Source organism: Pseudomonas sp. NPDC090203 (genome assembly GCF_044746765.1).
Classification (GTDB): domain Bacteria; phylum Pseudomonadota; class Gammaproteobacteria; order Pseudomonadales; family Pseudomonadaceae; genus Aquipseudomonas; species Aquipseudomonas putida_AD.
In genome coordinates, this window is the sequence record NZ_JBIVCV010000003.1 from 1 (window position 1) to 14,488 (window position 14,488).

At 63.1% G+C, this 14,488-nt stretch carries 14 protein-coding genes, 1 pseudogene and 1 riboswitch; of the genes and pseudogenes, 9 read left to right on the forward strand and 6 right to left on the reverse strand.

From position 1 onward, the window contains the following. Positions 1-427: 427 nt before the first annotated feature. The 9 genes from ACIPO9_RS05460 (at position 428) to ACIPO9_RS05500 (ending at position 8,037) form a co-directional block, all read left to right on the forward strand. Positions 428-1,225, forward strand: a complete 798-nt coding sequence (locus ACIPO9_RS05460) for an SDR family NAD(P)-dependent oxidoreductase (protein ID WP_400779249.1) — start codon at positions 428-430, stop codon at positions 1,223-1,225. Between the two features lie 110 nt (positions 1,226-1,335). Continuing rightward, positions 1,336-1,644, forward strand: coding sequence for a putative quinol monooxygenase (locus ACIPO9_RS05465; RefSeq protein ID WP_400607033.1), 309 nt, complete (start codon positions 1,336-1,338; stop codon positions 1,642-1,644). Further along, positions 1,644-1,922, forward strand: a complete 279-nt coding sequence (locus tag ACIPO9_RS05470) for a LysR family transcriptional regulator (protein WP_274134670.1) — start codon at positions 1,644-1,646, stop codon at positions 1,920-1,922. Before ACIPO9_RS05465 ends, ACIPO9_RS05470 begins: the two co-directional genes overlap by 1 nt. Before the next feature lie 221 nt (positions 1,923-2,143). Next, positions 2,144-2,818: a GntR family transcriptional regulator gene (locus ACIPO9_RS05475; protein WP_400779250.1), complete on the forward strand. Its 675-nt coding sequence runs from the start codon at positions 2,144-2,146 to the stop codon at positions 2,816-2,818. A 118-nt stretch (positions 2,819-2,936) separates the two neighbouring features. After that, entirely contained in the window at positions 2,937-3,719 is a 783-nt protein-coding gene (locus ACIPO9_RS05480; RefSeq protein ID WP_400779850.1) for an ABC transporter substrate-binding protein, read from the forward strand. Between the two features lie 24 nt (positions 3,720-3,743). Next, positions 3,744-4,511, forward strand: coding sequence for an amino acid ABC transporter permease (locus ACIPO9_RS05485; protein ID WP_400779852.1), 768 nt, complete (start codon positions 3,744-3,746; stop codon positions 4,509-4,511). A 1-nt stretch (position 4,512) separates the two neighbouring features. Beyond that, on the forward strand, positions 4,513-5,292 hold the full coding sequence (locus ACIPO9_RS05490) for an amino acid ABC transporter ATP-binding protein (protein ID WP_400779251.1): 780 nt from the start codon (positions 4,513-4,515) through the stop codon (positions 5,290-5,292). A 19-nt stretch (positions 5,293-5,311) separates the two neighbouring features. Next, positions 5,312-6,403 carry a polyamine ABC transporter substrate-binding protein gene (locus ACIPO9_RS05495; protein WP_400779253.1) on the forward strand — a complete coding sequence of 364 codons (1,092 nt, stop codon included), beginning with the start codon at positions 5,312-5,314 and terminating at the stop codon, positions 6,401-6,403. A gap of 23 nt (positions 6,404-6,426) precedes the next feature. Then, positions 6,427-8,037, forward strand: a complete 1,611-nt coding sequence (locus ACIPO9_RS05500) for a gamma-glutamyltransferase family protein (RefSeq protein WP_400779254.1) — start codon at positions 6,427-6,429, stop codon at positions 8,035-8,037. Positions 8,038-8,250: 213 nt separating this feature from the next. Here the strand turns inward: ACIPO9_RS05500 and ACIPO9_RS05505 are convergent, their stop codons facing one another. The 6 genes and pseudogenes from ACIPO9_RS05505 to ACIPO9_RS05530 all read right to left on the reverse strand — a co-directional run bounded on the left by ACIPO9_RS05505 (position 8,251) and on the right by ACIPO9_RS05530 (position 14,469). After that, positions 8,251-9,018, reverse strand: a complete 768-nt coding sequence (locus ACIPO9_RS05505; RefSeq protein WP_400779853.1) for a methyl-accepting chemotaxis protein — start codon at positions 9,016-9,018, stop codon at positions 8,251-8,253. Between the two features lie 90 nt (positions 9,019-9,108). Continuing rightward, positions 9,109-10,197: pseudogene (locus tag ACIPO9_RS05510) on the reverse strand (cache domain-containing protein); the annotation flags it as partial. Between the two features lie 165 nt (positions 10,198-10,362). Beyond that, complete coding sequence (locus ACIPO9_RS05515; protein ID WP_400779255.1) at positions 10,363-11,151, reverse strand: ABC transporter ATP-binding protein; 789 nt, start codon at positions 11,149-11,151, stop codon at positions 10,363-10,365. Further along, positions 11,148-12,179, reverse strand: coding sequence for a FecCD family ABC transporter permease (locus tag ACIPO9_RS05520; RefSeq protein WP_400779257.1), 1,032 nt, complete (start codon positions 12,177-12,179; stop codon positions 11,148-11,150). Before ACIPO9_RS05520 ends, ACIPO9_RS05515 begins: the two co-directional genes overlap by 4 nt. Further along, entirely contained in the window at positions 12,176-13,177 is a 1,002-nt protein-coding gene (locus ACIPO9_RS05525) for an ABC transporter substrate-binding protein (RefSeq protein WP_400779259.1), read from the reverse strand. The genes ACIPO9_RS05520 and ACIPO9_RS05525 overlap by 4 nt, the downstream gene beginning before the upstream one ends. Positions 13,178-13,299: 122 nt before the next feature. After that, positions 13,300-13,506: riboswitch (cobalamin riboswitch) on the reverse strand. 240 nt (positions 13,507-13,746) lie between these two features. Beyond that, positions 13,747-14,469, reverse strand: a complete 723-nt coding sequence (locus ACIPO9_RS05530) for an aspartate/glutamate racemase family protein (RefSeq protein ID WP_274134650.1) — start codon at positions 14,467-14,469, stop codon at positions 13,747-13,749. Between the last annotated feature and the right edge of the window lie 19 nt (positions 14,470-14,488).

Here is a 14,488-nt window from a genome sequence, read left to right on the forward strand (position 1 = left end):
CGCCCCCGCCGGCAAGCCGTGCTGCTACGGGGTGTGGGGGTGTTCACCAGAGGCAAGCACACCCCGATCCCCGTAGGAGCGCGCTTGCCCGCGACGGCGATCTCAAGTACGCCCCCGCCGGCAAGCCGTGCTGCTACGGTTCTGAGTGAACGCGGATGCCAGTTTCACCCCAACCCCGTAGCAGCCGGGCTTGCCCGCGGGAGCGATCTCGAGGACGCTGTCGCGGGCAAGCGCGCTCCTACAGTGTTCAAACCTGCGATATCGAGGTAAGACCTCTAGCGTCTCAACTTAGTCCAAGCATGTCTTGGACGGTCTCGCGCTTTTGCATCTACGCTTGGCTTCGTTGTCGTCACCCTGGCGACCGGCTGACGCGGCCATTGGGCCCGTTTTCAGCCGCCCACCTTGATAGCCTTGATGGAGATGCAGCATGAAAATCGACCTGAACGGAAAACTCGCCATCGTCAGCGGTTCGACAGCCGGTATCGGTCTGGCGATCGGCAAGGCGTTGGCACAGTGCGGGGCCTCGGTGGTGATTGCCGGCCGTGGGCAGGGCAAGGTGGATGAAGCCATCGCGTCGATCAAACGCGACGTGCCAGACGCACAATTGCATGGCCTGGTGGCGGACCTGGGCACCGCAGAGGGCGCCCAGCGTCTGTTCGAGGCCCATCCGCGCGCCGACATTCTGGTCAACAACCTGGGCATCTTCAACGAAGTAGACTTCTTCGAAACCGACGACAGCGAATGGAGCCGTTTCTACGAAACCAACGTCATTTCCGGCGTGCGCCTGTCGCGCCACTACGTGGGCGGCATGGTCGAGCAGAAATGGGGCAGGGTGATCTTCGTATCGTCCGAGTCCGGCGTGGCCATCCCGGCCAACATGATCAACTACGGCACCACCAAGGCTGCCAACCTGGCCGTTTCCCACGGTCTGGCCAAGCGTCTGGCGGGCACCGGGGTCACGGTCAACGCGATCCTGCCGGGCCCGACCTTCACCGACGGCGTCGAGGACATGCTCAAGGACGCCATGGCCCAATCCGGCCGCAGTGCCCGGGATGAGGCCAACCACTTCGTGCGCACGGCGCGGCCTTCGTCGATCATCCAGCGGATCGCCGAGGTCGATGAAGTGGCGAACCTGGTGGCGTATCTCGCTTCGCCGCTGTCTTCTGCTACCACCGGCGCGGCGCTGCGAGTCGACGGCGGGGTGGTCGACAGCCTGGCCATCTGACCCTTGGGTTAATTGTCGCTTAATCCGCAACGCAGAAACTCCAAACCTGTGGTTTATCCGGGGCGTCTGGCGCGTCAGAATCGCCCCATCATTTATCGCAGGAGAGGATGATGCTTGTATCGGCGATCAACACCGTAGAAATACACGCCACCCACGGGCGTCGCAGTGAAGTCGATGCCCGTGTGCCGCGCATGCTCGATGTGTTGAATAGCACCACGCCGTGCATTGCCTACACCCTGACCGCCAGCAAGGCCTGTGACGCCTCCTGGATCGTCAGCGGTTACTGGCAGTCCGAGGCGCAGATGCAGGCTCACTTCTCTCATCCTGAGCTGGCCGGTTTCATGGAGCTGCTTTCGTGCGGCGCCATCAGCCATATCCAGTTCAACAGTTTTGTCACCGAGCCGAGCGGGGTGAGCTGATGTCCCTCAATGAAGATATTCTGCTGAGTCTTGACCTGAACCTGTTGCTGACCTTCCTGGTAGTGTTTCGCGAGCGCAGCGTCAGTGGCGCGGCCCAGCATTTGCGTGTGACGCAACCGGCGGTAAGTGGCTCCCTGGTGCGCCTGCGCGAGTTCTTCGGCGACCCCTTGTTCCTGCGCCGCGACCGCAAGATGCAACCGACACCCAAGGCTCAGGAAATCGCCGAGGCGCTGTTGCCGGCCATGCAGCGTATCGAGTCGGTGATTCGTCACCCCTGACGCCCGGACGTCGTTCCCCCATGCACGCCCATGCCCCATGGTTGTGCGCCTGTACCCATGCCTGATCCGATTGGTAGCACATCGCTTGCGCTGCCGATTTTCGCATTTGCGCTAAATCCCTATCCCTTTCATTACCTTGCAGGTGCTTTTGCAAAGCTGGCACTGACTTTGCTTTTTCGTATCCGTGGATGATTGGATACAAAAATACAAACAGGTGACACATGCGACTCGCCCCCCGTTACACCGACCGCCAAGCCGTAACCGCCGAAGAAGAGGCCTATGCCTTCCTGCTCGATGGGATTTGCAAAGGCACCTACAAGATGGGCGAGCGCCTGATCGCCGAGGACATCGCCGGCGAGATCGGCATGAGCCGTATGCCGGTGCGCGAGGCGTTCAGGCGCCTGGCCGCCGATGGGCTGGTGACGCTGCGGCCCAATCGCGGCGCGGTGGTCAGCGGCCTGAACATTGATGAGATGCGTGAAGTCTTCGAGATGCGCAGTGCGCTGGAAGGTTTGGCGATCCGTGTCGCGGTGCCGAAGATCACCGAGCGTCACCTGACCCACCTCGAACGCCTGCTCGACGACATGGACGCCTACCGCGACGACAGTTCCGAGTGGGTCAGCCGCCACCGCGAATTCCACGAATACCTGTGCAGCCTCAGCGAGCGCGGCCGCCTGATGCGCCAGATCAGCGCCCTGTACACGGTCATCGAGCCGCACATGCGCCTGTGGCTGGAACACGGCGACAAGCCCCTGAGCGCCCGTGATGAGCACGCCGTGATCCTCGATGCCCTGCGCGCCGGGGATGCCGAGCAGGCCGAGCGCATCCTGCGCGAGCACATCGAAGGCACCGTGCCGAGCCTGATCGACTTTCTCGAACAACAGAAAAACGCCTGACCCTCAACCAGAAGCGGGCAACCAGCCCGCCCGTTACACCGTACTGACGTTCAAAACTGCCCTTGCTTTCTTACCGAACATTGGAGCTTTCGTCATGCACACACCCGCCACACTGGCCATGCTCGTTTCCCTGAGTCTGCTCGCACCGCTGGCATCCGCCGCCACGACGGTGCCGGACCGGCTGCAGAAGGTCGACAAACTCACCTATTGCTCAGGCATGGATTCGCCGCCGCTGGTGTCATTCGATGCCGCGCAGAAACCGGTGGGCCTGACCATCGACCTGGGGCTGGAAGTCGCCAAGCGCCTGGGCGGCAAGAAGGTGGAGTGGCGGGTGATTCCGTTCTCGGGGCTGGTCCCGGCGCTGCTGGCGCAACAGTGCGACATGATCGTCGACCAGTTGTTCGACAAGCCCGAGCGGCGCGAAGTGATCAACATCGTCAACTACATGTACTCCAGCCAGTCGGTGGTGGTGCCCAAGGGCAACCCCAAGGGCATCAAGTCGCTGGATGACCTGTCCGGGAACAAGGTCGCGGTGCTCAACGGTTCGACCATCAAGACCCTGCTCGACACCCAGAACGAGACCTTGGCCAAGGCCGGCAAGCCGCCGCTCAAGCTGGTGGTCTACAACACCGACACCGATGCCTTCCAGGCGCTGCGCATCAAGCAGGTGGACGCCTATGGCACCACCGTCGAAACCGCCGGTTACTACGCCGCCATGGCCCCGGATCTGTTCCAGGAAGGCGTGCCCGCGTTCAGCCGCATCCTGACCGGGCTCGGCATTCGCAAGGACGATGCACAACTGACCACTGCCGTGCAGCAGATCATCAGCGACATGCGCAGCGACGGCAGCTACACCCAGTTACTCGCCAAGTGGCACGTGGAAAGCGACAAGCTTGATTAAGCCGGCGCAGAACGGGGTTGCATGATGAATTTCAATTGGGAAGTGTTCTGGCAATACCTGACCCAGCCCAGTGGGGTCTACCTCACGGGGCTGTGGTTGACGTGCCTGATCAGCGTGCTGGCGATGCTGCTTGGCTGCGTGCTGGGGCTGGTGGCGGCATTGATGCGTCTGTCGAAGAACCCGCTGTTGTACCTGCCGGTTCGGTTTTACGTGTGGCTGATGCGCGGCACGCCGCTGCTGGTGCAGATCGTGTTCCTGTACACGGCGCTGGCGGCGGGCGGGATCTTCCGTTTCGAAGACATCGACCTTGGCTGGTTCATCATCCCGGGCAACATTCAGGCGGCGATCATTGCCCTGGGCCTGAACGAAGGGGCGTACATGGCCGAGATCATCCGCGCAGGCATCGGCGCGGTGGACAAGGGTCAGTACGAGGCCGGCCGTTCACTGGGCATGACCTTCGGCAAGCTGATGCGCCGCATCGTGCTGCCCCAGGCGTTCCGGGTGATCGTGCCGCCGTTGGGCAACGAGTTCAACGTGATGCTCAAGAACACCACGCTGGTCAGCGTGATCGGTGTGCAGGAGTTGCTGCTCAGCACCCAGATGATTACCTCGGCGACCTTTCGCGTGTTCGAGTTGTATCTGGTGGTGGCGATCTACTTCCTGATGCTGACCACCCTGTGGGGCTTCTTCCAGCGCTGGCTGGAGCAGCGCTTCGGCCAGTCCGACCGCCAGCCGCCTGCGGCCCGGCGGATGTTTGGCCGCAGCACGATGAAACTGTTGAGGGGGCGTTGAGATGGCGCATCAAAGTGAAGAACTGATCATCGAGGCGCTGGACGTTCACAAGTCCTTCGGTGATCTGGAAATCCTCAAAGGCATTTCCCTGCAGGTGCGCAAAGGCGAAGTGGTGGTGCTGATCGGCGCCTCGGGCTCGGGCAAGACCACCTTCATCCGCTGCATCAATCTGCTGGAAGACATTCAGTCCGGGCGCATCCGGGTCAACGGCCAGAACATGGGCTACCGCGAACGCGCCGACGGCAGCCTGGTGCGCGATTCGGAGCGCAACATCGCCCGTCAGCGCCGCGACATCGGCATGGTGTTCCAGCGCTTCAACCTGTTCGCGCACATGACGGCGCTGGAAAACATCATCGAGGCGCCGATCCATGTGCTGGGCGTGCCTCGCCATGAGGCCTTGAGCCAGGGCCGGGAACTGCTGGCCCGGGTCGGCCTGGCAGACAAGGCCGCACATTATCCGTCGATGCTATCCGGCGGTCAGCAGCAACGGGTGGCCATCGCCCGGGCGCTGGCCATGAAACCCAAGGCCATGCTCTTCGACGAACCCACCAGCGCACTGGACCCTGAAACCGTGGGCGAGGTGCTGGAGGTCATGAAAGAGCTGGCCGACGACGGGATGACCATGGTGGTGGTGACCCACGAAATGGGCTTTGCCCGTGAAGTGGCCGACCGCGTCGTGGTGCTCGATCAGGGGGAATTGATCGAGCAGGGCCCGCCGCAGCAGATTTTCACCCGTCCGTCCCATCCGCGTACCCAAGCCTTTCTCAGCCGCGTGCTGTAACGCTCATAAGGAAATCACCATGCGTTCGATCTGCTTTGCCGCTGCGTTGTGTTCTGTCGCTGTGCTGCCTGTTGCTCAAGCCGCCGACGGTGTGATGAAAATGTACAACTGGTCCGACTACATCGGTCCCGATACCCTGAAAAACTTCCAGCAGGACAGCGGCATCAAGGTCGAGTACGACATCTTCGACACCAACGAGATGCTCGAAGCCAAGATGCTTTCCGGTCATTCCGGGTACGACCTGGTGGTGCCGTCCAGCCAGTTCCTGTCCAAGCAGATCCGCGCCGGGGCCTATCAGCCGCTGCAGCGTTCGTTGCTGAGCAACTGGAATCACCTGGACCCGCGCTTGATGAAGCGCCTTGAGGCGGCCGATCCGGGCAACCGCTATGCAGTGCCCTACATGTGGGGCACGGTGGGCATCGGCTACAACGCAGAGAAGGTCAAGGCGGTGTTGGGCAAGGACGTGGTCCTGGATTCCTGGTCGATGGTCTTCGACCCCGCCAACCTGGCCAAGCTCAAGCCCTGCGGCGTGGCCTTTCTCGATGCACCGGTGAAGATCATCCCTCAGGCGCTGCTCTATCTCGGCCTGGACCCCAACAGCACCAGGCCTGACGACTACAAGAAGGCCTCGGCATTGCTGATGAAATTGCGGCCTTCGGTGACTTACTTCAACTCGTCCAAATACACGGCGGACCTGGCCAACGGCGACATCTGCGTGGCTATCGGCTATTCCGGGGACGTGATGCAGGCCCAAACCCGCGCCCACGAAGCCGGCAAGAACGTCGACATTCGCTACCTGATCCCCAAGGAAGGCGTGAACCTTTGGTTCGACATGCTGGCCATTCCCAAGGACGCCGGCAACGTCGCCAACGCCCATGCCTTCGTCAACTACCTGCTGCGTCCGGAGGTGATCGCCAAGGTCAGCGATTACGTGGGCTACGCCAACCCCAATACCGACGCCACCGCCCTGATGGACCCGAAAGTCAGCGGCAATCCGGGGATCTACCCAAGCGACGAAGTGATCAGCAAAGCCTTCGTTTCCGCCGACCTGCCGGACAACATCCAGCGCCTGATTACCCGCGAATGGAACCGCATCAAGTCTGGCCAATGAACCTGTTTTGAAGAGCCTTCGCCATGTTGAATTTTTCCGCACACGAGTACCCGTATCCGTCCCGGCGCCAGAGTGTGTTTGCCCGCCGTGGCATGGTCGCCGCCTCGCAGCCGCTGGCGGCGCAGGCTGGCATGGAAGTGATGCAAAAGGGCGGCAACGCCATCGATGCGGCGATTGCCACCGCCGCTGCGCTGACCGTGGTCGAACCCACTGGCTGCGGCATCGGCGGTGACGCCTTTGCGCTGGTCTGGACCCAGGGCAAGTTGCATGGCCTGAATGCTAATGGCAATGCGCCGGCCACCTTGAGCATCGAAGCGGTCAAGGCCGCAGGCCACGGGCAGATGCCGCTGTATGGCTGGACCCCGGTGACGGTGCCTGGCTGCCCGGCGGCCTGGGCCGAACTGTCCCGACGCTTCGGCAAGCTGCCGTTTGCCGAGTTGCTGGCACCGGCCATCAGTTTGGCCCGGGACGGGTTCGCGGTATCACCGGTGGTTGCGCATCAGTGGCAGATTGCGCTGGACGAATTCTCGCCCCATCGCGATGAAGCGTTGGAGAGCTGGTTCGATACCTTCCTTATCGATGGCCGTGCGCCGAGGGCGGGGGAGGTGTTCCGCAACCCGGCCCAGGCGCGCACCCTTGAAGAGCTCGCCGCAACCCAGTGCGAAAGCCTGTATCGCGGGGACCTGGCCAAGCGGCTGGACGCACATTCCAGGGCAACCGGCGGCTATCTGCGGGCCGAGGACCTGGCCGGCTTTCAGCCGCAGTGGGTCGATCCGATCAGCGTCAATTACCGCGGCTATGACGTCTGGGAAATCCCGCCCAGCGGCCAGGGGCTGGTGGCGCTGATGACGCTGAAGATTCTAGAAGGCTTCGACTTCGACCATCGCGACAGCCAACTGACCTGGCATCGCCAGCTGGAAGCCATGAAGCTGGCCTACGCCGATGGCCTGCACCACATCACCGACCCGCTGCACATGCGGGTGGCGGTGGCCGACCTGTTGAGCGACCGCTACAGCGACGAGCGTCGGGCGCTGATCGGTGAGCGTGCCCAGGCACCCAAGCCTGGCGATCCGCACTCAAGCGGCACGGTGTACATGGCCACCGCCGACGCCGAGGGCAACATGGTGTCGTTCATCCAGAGCAACTATCACGGTTTCGGTTCCGGGGTGGTGTTGCCGGACAGCGGTCTTGCGTTGCAGAACCGCGGGCAGGAGTTCAGCCTGGATGCCAGCCACGCCAATTGCCTGGTGCCGGGGAAGAAGACCTTTCACACCATCATTCCCGGTTTCATCACCAAGGGCGGCGAGGCGGTGGGGCCGTTCGGCGTGATGGGAGGGTACATGCAGCCCCAGGGCCACGTGCAGATGGTGATGAACCTGGTGGATTTCGGGCTCAACCCGCAGGCCGCGCTGGATGCGCCTAGGTGGCAGTGGCTGGGCGGCATGCAGATCGGCATCGAGCAGGGCGCCTCCAAGGATCTGGCCGCCGCGCTCGCCCGGCGCGGGCATGAGATTGTCATCGCCTACGACTCCACCGATTACGGCCGGGGGCAGATCATCGTGCGTGACCCGGTCAGCGGCGTGTTGTGCGGCGGCACCGAACCACGGGCGGATTCGACCATCGTGGCGTGGTAAATCGATGGAAACGAGCGCCGCTTCTTGTAGGAGCGCGCTTGCCCGCGAATACGTCGGGTCAGACGCCTTGATGGTGCCTGGCCCACCGCGGTCGCGGGCAAGCGCGCTCCTACAGGTACGAGTTGCTGCATAGCCACGTAGCAGTCCGGCTTGCCGGCGTCAGCTATCTTCCGGACGCCCCCGCCGGCAAGCCGTGCTGCTACGGGAGTGGCATCACGTTCTGAACCGACGCACCAGGCTGTCCAGCTCGTTGGACAGGGCCGCAAGGTTCTTCGAATCACCTCGCGCCGAATCCGCAAGTTCAGCCACCAATTGCGCATCACCATGAATCTGGCTGATGTGCCGGTTGATGTCTTCGGCCACCTGATGCTGCTGTTCGGCGGCGGTGGCGATCTGGGTGTTCATGTCGCGGATCACGTCCACCGACTCGCGAATCTGCCCGAAGCTGCTGCGCGCCTGGCCGATCTTCGCCACGGACTGCTGGGACACGTCCAGGCTTGCGTGCATCTGTTGCGCCACCGACGCGGTGCGCTTGGCCAGGTTGCCCAACAGCGAGTCGATCTCGGCAGTGGAGTCCGCCGTGCGCTTGGCCAGTGCCCGGACCTCATCGGCAACCACCGCAAAGCCGCGTCCCTGTTCGCCGGCCCGTGCCGCCTCGATGGCTGCGTTGAGCGCCAGCAGGTTGGTCTGCTCGGCAATCGAACGAATGGTGTCGAGGATCGACTGGATGTCGTTGCTGTCCTTTTCCAGCTGCGACATGTCGTTTGCCGAACGTGAGATCTCGGCACTCAGTTGATCGACGCTGTTCACAGCATCATCGATCTGCCGCTGGCCTTCGCGGGCCTGACGCTGGCCGCTGTCGGCCGAATCGGCGGCCTGGCTGCAGGAGCGGGCGACTTCGTTGGCGGTGGCGACCATTTCATGGAACGCGGTCGACACCATGTCCACCGCTTCGCGCTGCCTGCCGGCGGCTTCGGCCATGTCGTTGGACACCCGGGTCGAGCTGGTGGAGCTGTCGAGAATCTTGGTGGCCGCATGGCCGATGTGCTGGATCAGCCCGCGAATCGCCGCCAGGAACTGGTTGAACCAGTTGGCCAGTTGCGCGGTTTCATCCTTGCCGCGCACCGACAGGCTCTTGGTCAAGTCGCCTTCACCCTGGGCAATGCCTTCCAGGCCGCTGGCCACGCCGCGAATCGGGCGCACGATCAACGTCGCGAAACTGGCGCCGACCACGGCGAAGATCACCGCCAGCACGGCGGCAATCCCGGCGATCAGCCAGGTCAGGCGAGTGGCCGAGGCCATCACTTCTTCCTGCTTGATCAGGCCGATAAAGCTCCAGCCCAGTTGCTCGGACGGGAACACGTTGGCCATGAAGTGCTCGCCATTGATGCTCACCTCGGTGAGGCCAGGGCCAGCCTTGGCCAGTTGGGTGAAGCCATCGCCCAGGTCCGCCAGCTTCTTGAAGTTGTGCTCGGGTTGTTTCGGGTCCACCAGTACCGTGCCGTTGTTTTCCATCAGCATCAGGTAGCCGGTTTCGCCCAGCTTGATCTGCTTGACGATGCTGGTCAGCTGCTTGAGGGACACGTCGATGTTGACCACGCCACCGTTGCTGCCCAGGGTGTTGTTGACCGCGCGCACGGTGCTGACCAGTACCGCATCGTCGCCTGCCCAATAGTAGGCTTCGGTGCGCAGGGTTTTGCCCGGGTTGGCCTGGGCGGTCTTGTACCAGGGGCGCTGGCGCGGATCGTAGCTGGCCATTTTCGGATCGCCGGGCCAGAACGCATAGCTGCCGTTGGCCAGGCCGTATGACACGTAGGAGTAGTCCGGGTGGCTCTTGGCCAGGCTCTCGAACAGGCTGTACAGCTGATGGTCCGGCTCGGTCTGGGCGATGTTCGGCGCATCGGCGCTCATGTAGCTTTTCACGCCGTCACCTGCGCCGGTAACCGTCGGGTGGGCGGCCAGGTAGTCGACGTTCTGGCGGATGCCGTCGAAGAACAGCTGCATGGCGTTGGCCACCTGGCGGATTTCCCGGCTGCTGCCGTCGACGAAATCGCTCTGGGCATCACTGCGCAGGTTAACGATAACGATGGTTGCAACGAGGATGATCGGCAGGCAGGCGATTACCGCGAAAGCCCAGGTGAGTTTCTGTTTGATGTTCATCGGCGCTCCTGATTGTTTTTGGATTCACGCGTAGAAATGGGCTGCAGGGCAGCGGGTCGATCAGGACAGTGCGATGTTTGAAGCAAATCCGTCTGATGGTATGCCGCTATCGGCAAAGGGGCGGGAATCTTGAGTCATGGATAGGTGTTTCAGCGGTGGTAGCGGCTAGAGAGGACGCAGCCGCAGAATCCGTGCGCCGTCGAACGGATCGGTCAGCCAGTGTCCGTGCACGCCAAAGGTTGTATGCAGGCGCTCAGGCGACAGGACCTCGAAAGGCGAACCCAGCGCCACCAGCCGCCCGCCATCCATTACCGCCAGGCGATCACAGGCCAGCGCCTGATTCAGGTCGTGCAGCGCAATGACCGTGGTCACCGGCAAGCGATGCACCAGCGAAAGAATCGACAGTTGCTGCTGGATATCCAGATGGTTGGTCGGCTCATCCAGCAGCAGAATCTGCGGCCGCTGGGCCAGTGCCCGGGCAATGTGCGCCCGTTGGCGCTCGCCGCCTGAGAGGGTGTGCCAGGCGCGGTGGGCCAGGTGCGCAAGGTTCACATCGGCGATGGCTTGGCTGACGATCTGCCGGTCTTCATCGCTCCACGGCGCCAGCGCAGACAGCCACGGCGTGCGCCCCAGTTCCACCGCCTGCAACAGGCTGATGGAATCGCTGGTTTCGGCATGCTGCTCGACCACCGCCACGCGCTGGGCGATGTCGCGTCGCTTGAGGGCGGCCAGACGCTGATCACCCAGCCGAACCTCGCCGGACGTGGGCGTGAGAATCCCCGCCAGCAGCCGGATAAGCGTCGATTTACCCGAGCCATTGGGCCCCACGATGCCGAGGTTCTCGCCCGCACGAATGCCGAGGGTCACGCCGTCGAGCAACTGCGCGCCCTTGATGACGTAACCCAAGTCGGTGCCACCCAGCACGGTGGCGGTGTTTTCGGTCAGGGCATTCATCGTGTGCGATTCCCGCGAATCAGGATCAGGGCAAACACCGGCGCGCCCACCAGCGCAGTGATCACGCCAATGGGCAGCACCTGGCCTTTGATCAGCGTGCGCGACAACACGTCAGCGGCGATCAGAAACAGTGCGCCACTCAAGGCGCTCAAGGGCAGCAGGCGCGCATGGCGCACGCCAGCGATCATCCGCACCGCATGAGGGATGACCAGCCCGACGAAACCGATGGAGCCGACAATCGACACCATCACCGCCGTCACCAGCGCCGCGGTGGCGATCAGGATGGCCTGCACGCGGCGCACCGGAATGCCCAGCGAGGCGGCCGAGTCGCTGCCGAAGGTGAAGGCATCCAGAGCCCGACGGTGCCACAGGCACACCAGCAAGCCGAGCAACACCACGGGCACGGCCAGCATCACCGATGACCAGCGCACGCCGCTGAGGTTGCCCAGCAACCAGAACATGATGCCCCGCGCCTGTTCGGCGTTGGCCGACTTGGTGATCAGAAACGAGGTCACGGCGTTGAACAACTGTGAGCCTGCGATACCGGCGAGGATGATCTGGTTGGCAGCCGATTCCCCCCGGGAGGAGCGGGCGAGCAGGGCGACCAGTGCGAACGCCGCAATCGCCCCGGCGAAGGCACCGGTGGACAATGAAATGGCCCCGGCACCCAGGCCGATCAGCGTCACCAGCACGGCGCCCGTGGAGGCGCCCGCCGAGATGCCCAGCAGGTACGGATCGGCCAGCGCATTGCGCAGCAGTGACTGCAGCACCACCCCGGAAATCGCCAGACCTGCGCCGCACGCCGCCGCAACGATGGCGCGGGTGAGGCGGTAGTTCCAGACAATCCCTTCATCGATGGGGTCCAACACGTAACCAGCCGCCCATAGCTTGTTGGCCAGCACCTGGAAGATCACCGGCAGGCTGATCGAGGTTTCGCCAACGGCCACCCCGGCGATCACCGCCAGCAATAGCGCGCCGCTGACCCACAGGCAGTGGCCCAACGCGCGGCCGATATTCAATTGACTCATTGGCCTTCGGTGGCCTTGGCAAGCTGTTCGATGCCGTCGAACAGACGCACGCTGGACTCCATGGCGCTGGCGTCCATGATGACGATGCGGTTGTTCTTCACCGCGTCCATGTTGCGGGTGACGGGGTCGGATCTGAGGAACGCCAGCTTCTTCTCGTGATCGTCCGCCGGGAAGCGACGGCGGTCCATGCGGGCGATGACCAGAATCGTCGGATTGGCCTTGGCGATGGTTTCCCAACCGACGGTCGGCCATTCTTCATCCGACTCGACGATGTTGCGCATGCCCAGGGTATCGAGCATGAAATTCGGGATGCCCTTGCGTCCGGCCACGAATGGCGCGGCATTGAGGTCGGGGCTGGAGAACCAGAACACTGCCGATGCGCTGTTGCTGTCATGTTTTTTCGCCTGCTCAACCGCCTTGCCCAGACGCGCCTTGTACTCGGCGATCAACGCCTGGCCACGGTCTTGTACGTCGAAGATCTCGGCCTGTTGGGCAATGCTCTTGTACAGCGTGTCGATGTTGAAGGCTTGCAGGCGCGTGCCATCAGCGCCGACCAAGTTGTCCTTGCCCTCGCAGTCAGACGGCAGGATGTAGGTCGGGATTTTCAAGTCCGCAAACTGCTGGCGGGTGCCGACCGCGCCTTGAGGGCCGACCATCCACTCGAACTGCACCGGCACGAAGTCCGGGCGCTTGCCAATCACCGATTCGAAACTGGGGGCGTTGTCGGCCAGGCGCTCGATCCTGCTGTTGGCGTCCTGATATTGCGCCAGAACCTGATTGAACCACAGCGAAGTGCCGACCACCTGCTGGCTCAAGCCCAGGGAGTAGAGCATTTCGGTGGCGGCCTGGCCGATGGTCACGGCTTTGTGCGGGGCGTGGGCGAAGGTCAGCGGTACGCCGCAGTTGTCGATCGTCAGCGGGTAATGCGTGGGCGCGGCGAATGCGGCGCTGGACAGCGAAAGGCCGGTGAACAGAAGGGCGAGGCGGCGCAGCGACATGAAAGGCGATCTCCAGTAAGCCTGATGGTCGACGAACTGGCACTGGAAAGCACATCCCGATGCGTTGCAGGCGCGAATGGAAAGCCGCGCACACGGGAGTCCTTCCCGGACACCCCGCCGGTGAATGATTGACGCTTGCCGGCAGGTCTCCTGACTGGCGCATCGTCGCCATGCTCCGGCCTTCCCGGGGATACCCAGTGGCAATCGTGAAGCAGGGCTCAGCGCCTACAGTTGCGGGGACAGTTCCGTTTGAGCCTGGTGTCATCGACCGGCCAGGCTCGCGGATTCCCTATTAATTCCGAGTGGAAACCGGCGGCGGGGATACTAAACGATTTACAGGCATTGCGCCCGCCCCGATTCTCGCGGCCACCGTAGCAGTCCGGCTTGCCGGCGTCGGCGTCCTCAAGATCGCTCCCGCCGGCAAGCCGTGCTGCTACGGGTAAGGTGCATGTCGCGATTCTTGCAGCCACCGCGGTTCCGTAGCAGCCGGGCTTGCCCGCGGGACGCCCGCAAGATCGCCGACGCCGGCAAGCGGAACGCCGCCCGGCCGTGCTGCTACGGGCAAGTGATCACGGCAACAACGGCCAGCCAATCACCTTCTTCGGACGCGGCGTGGCGTAGGTGCGCACCTTGGACGTCTTCAAACCCAAACGCACCAACGATTCGGCCAACGCCACCGCCGCGGTCACGCCATCGACCACCGGCACACCGGCGCGATCACGAATCATCTGGTCCAGCCCGGCCATGCCGCCACAACCCAGGCAAATCACCTCGGCCTTGTCGTGGGTCACGGCATGGGCGGCCTGCTCGACGATGGCTTCGATGGCGCGCCCCGGCATCTCTTCAAGCTCCAGCACACTCATGCCACTGGCCCGCACCGACGCACAGCGCTCGTAGACCCCGGCCAGCTTCAGCCGGTCTTCAATCAGCGGCACTGCTCGATCCAGTGTCGTCACCACCGAGTACTTGTGGCCCAACAGCATCGCAAGGCTCGCAGCGGCTTCGGTGATGTCCACCACCGGCACCTCCAGCAGTTCCTGCAAACCCTCGCGGCCATGTTCGCCGTAGCCTGCCTGAATCACCGCATCGAATGGCTGGTCGTAGGACATCACTCGGTCCATCACCGCAATGGCCGCCAGGTAGCTCTCGAAGTTGCCCTCGACCGACTCCGCACCGAAGCGCGGGGTCAGGCCGACGATCTCGGTGCCGGGGGAGGCGACACTGCGCGCCTGCTCGGCGATGGTCTGGGTCATCGACTGGGTGGTGTTGACGTTGACGATCAAAATACGCATGGGTGAACTCTCTCGCTTG

Coding starts and splice junctions, on each gene's coding strand:
- ACIPO9_RS05460 (WP_400779249.1), top strand. CDS start 428: ATGAAAATCGACCTGAACGGAAAACTCGCCATCGTCAGCGGTTCGACA.
- ACIPO9_RS05465 (WP_400607033.1), top strand. CDS start 1,336: ATGCTTGTATCGGCGATCAACACCGTAGAAATACACGCCACCCACGGG.
- ACIPO9_RS05470 (WP_274134670.1), top strand. CDS start 1,644: ATGTCCCTCAATGAAGATATTCTGCTGAGTCTTGACCTGAACCTGTTG.
- ACIPO9_RS05475 (WP_400779250.1), top strand. CDS start 2,144: ATGCGACTCGCCCCCCGTTACACCGACCGCCAAGCCGTAACCGCCGAA.
- ACIPO9_RS05480 (WP_400779850.1), top strand. CDS start 2,937: ATGCTCGTTTCCCTGAGTCTGCTCGCACCGCTGGCATCCGCCGCCACG.
- ACIPO9_RS05485 (WP_400779852.1), top strand. CDS start 3,744: ATGAATTTCAATTGGGAAGTGTTCTGGCAATACCTGACCCAGCCCAGT.
- ACIPO9_RS05490 (WP_400779251.1), top strand. CDS start 4,513: ATGGCGCATCAAAGTGAAGAACTGATCATCGAGGCGCTGGACGTTCAC.
- ACIPO9_RS05495 (WP_400779253.1), top strand. CDS start 5,312: ATGCGTTCGATCTGCTTTGCCGCTGCGTTGTGTTCTGTCGCTGTGCTG.
- ACIPO9_RS05500 (WP_400779254.1), top strand. CDS start 6,427: ATGTTGAATTTTTCCGCACACGAGTACCCGTATCCGTCCCGGCGCCAG.
- ACIPO9_RS05505 (WP_400779853.1), bottom strand. CDS start 9,018: ATGGCCGAAGCCGCCGGCAGGCAGCGCGAAGCGGTGGACATGGTGTCG.
- ACIPO9_RS05515 (WP_400779255.1), bottom strand. CDS start 11,151: ATGAATGCCCTGACCGAAAACACCGCCACCGTGCTGGGTGGCACCGAC.
- ACIPO9_RS05520 (WP_400779257.1), bottom strand. CDS start 12,179: ATGAGTCAATTGAATATCGGCCGCGCGTTGGGCCACTGCCTGTGGGTC.
- ACIPO9_RS05525 (WP_400779259.1), bottom strand. CDS start 13,177: ATGTCGCTGCGCCGCCTCGCCCTTCTGTTCACCGGCCTTTCGCTGTCC.
- ACIPO9_RS05530 (WP_274134650.1), bottom strand. CDS start 14,469: ATGCGTATTTTGATCGTCAACGTCAACACCACCCAGTCGATGACCCAG.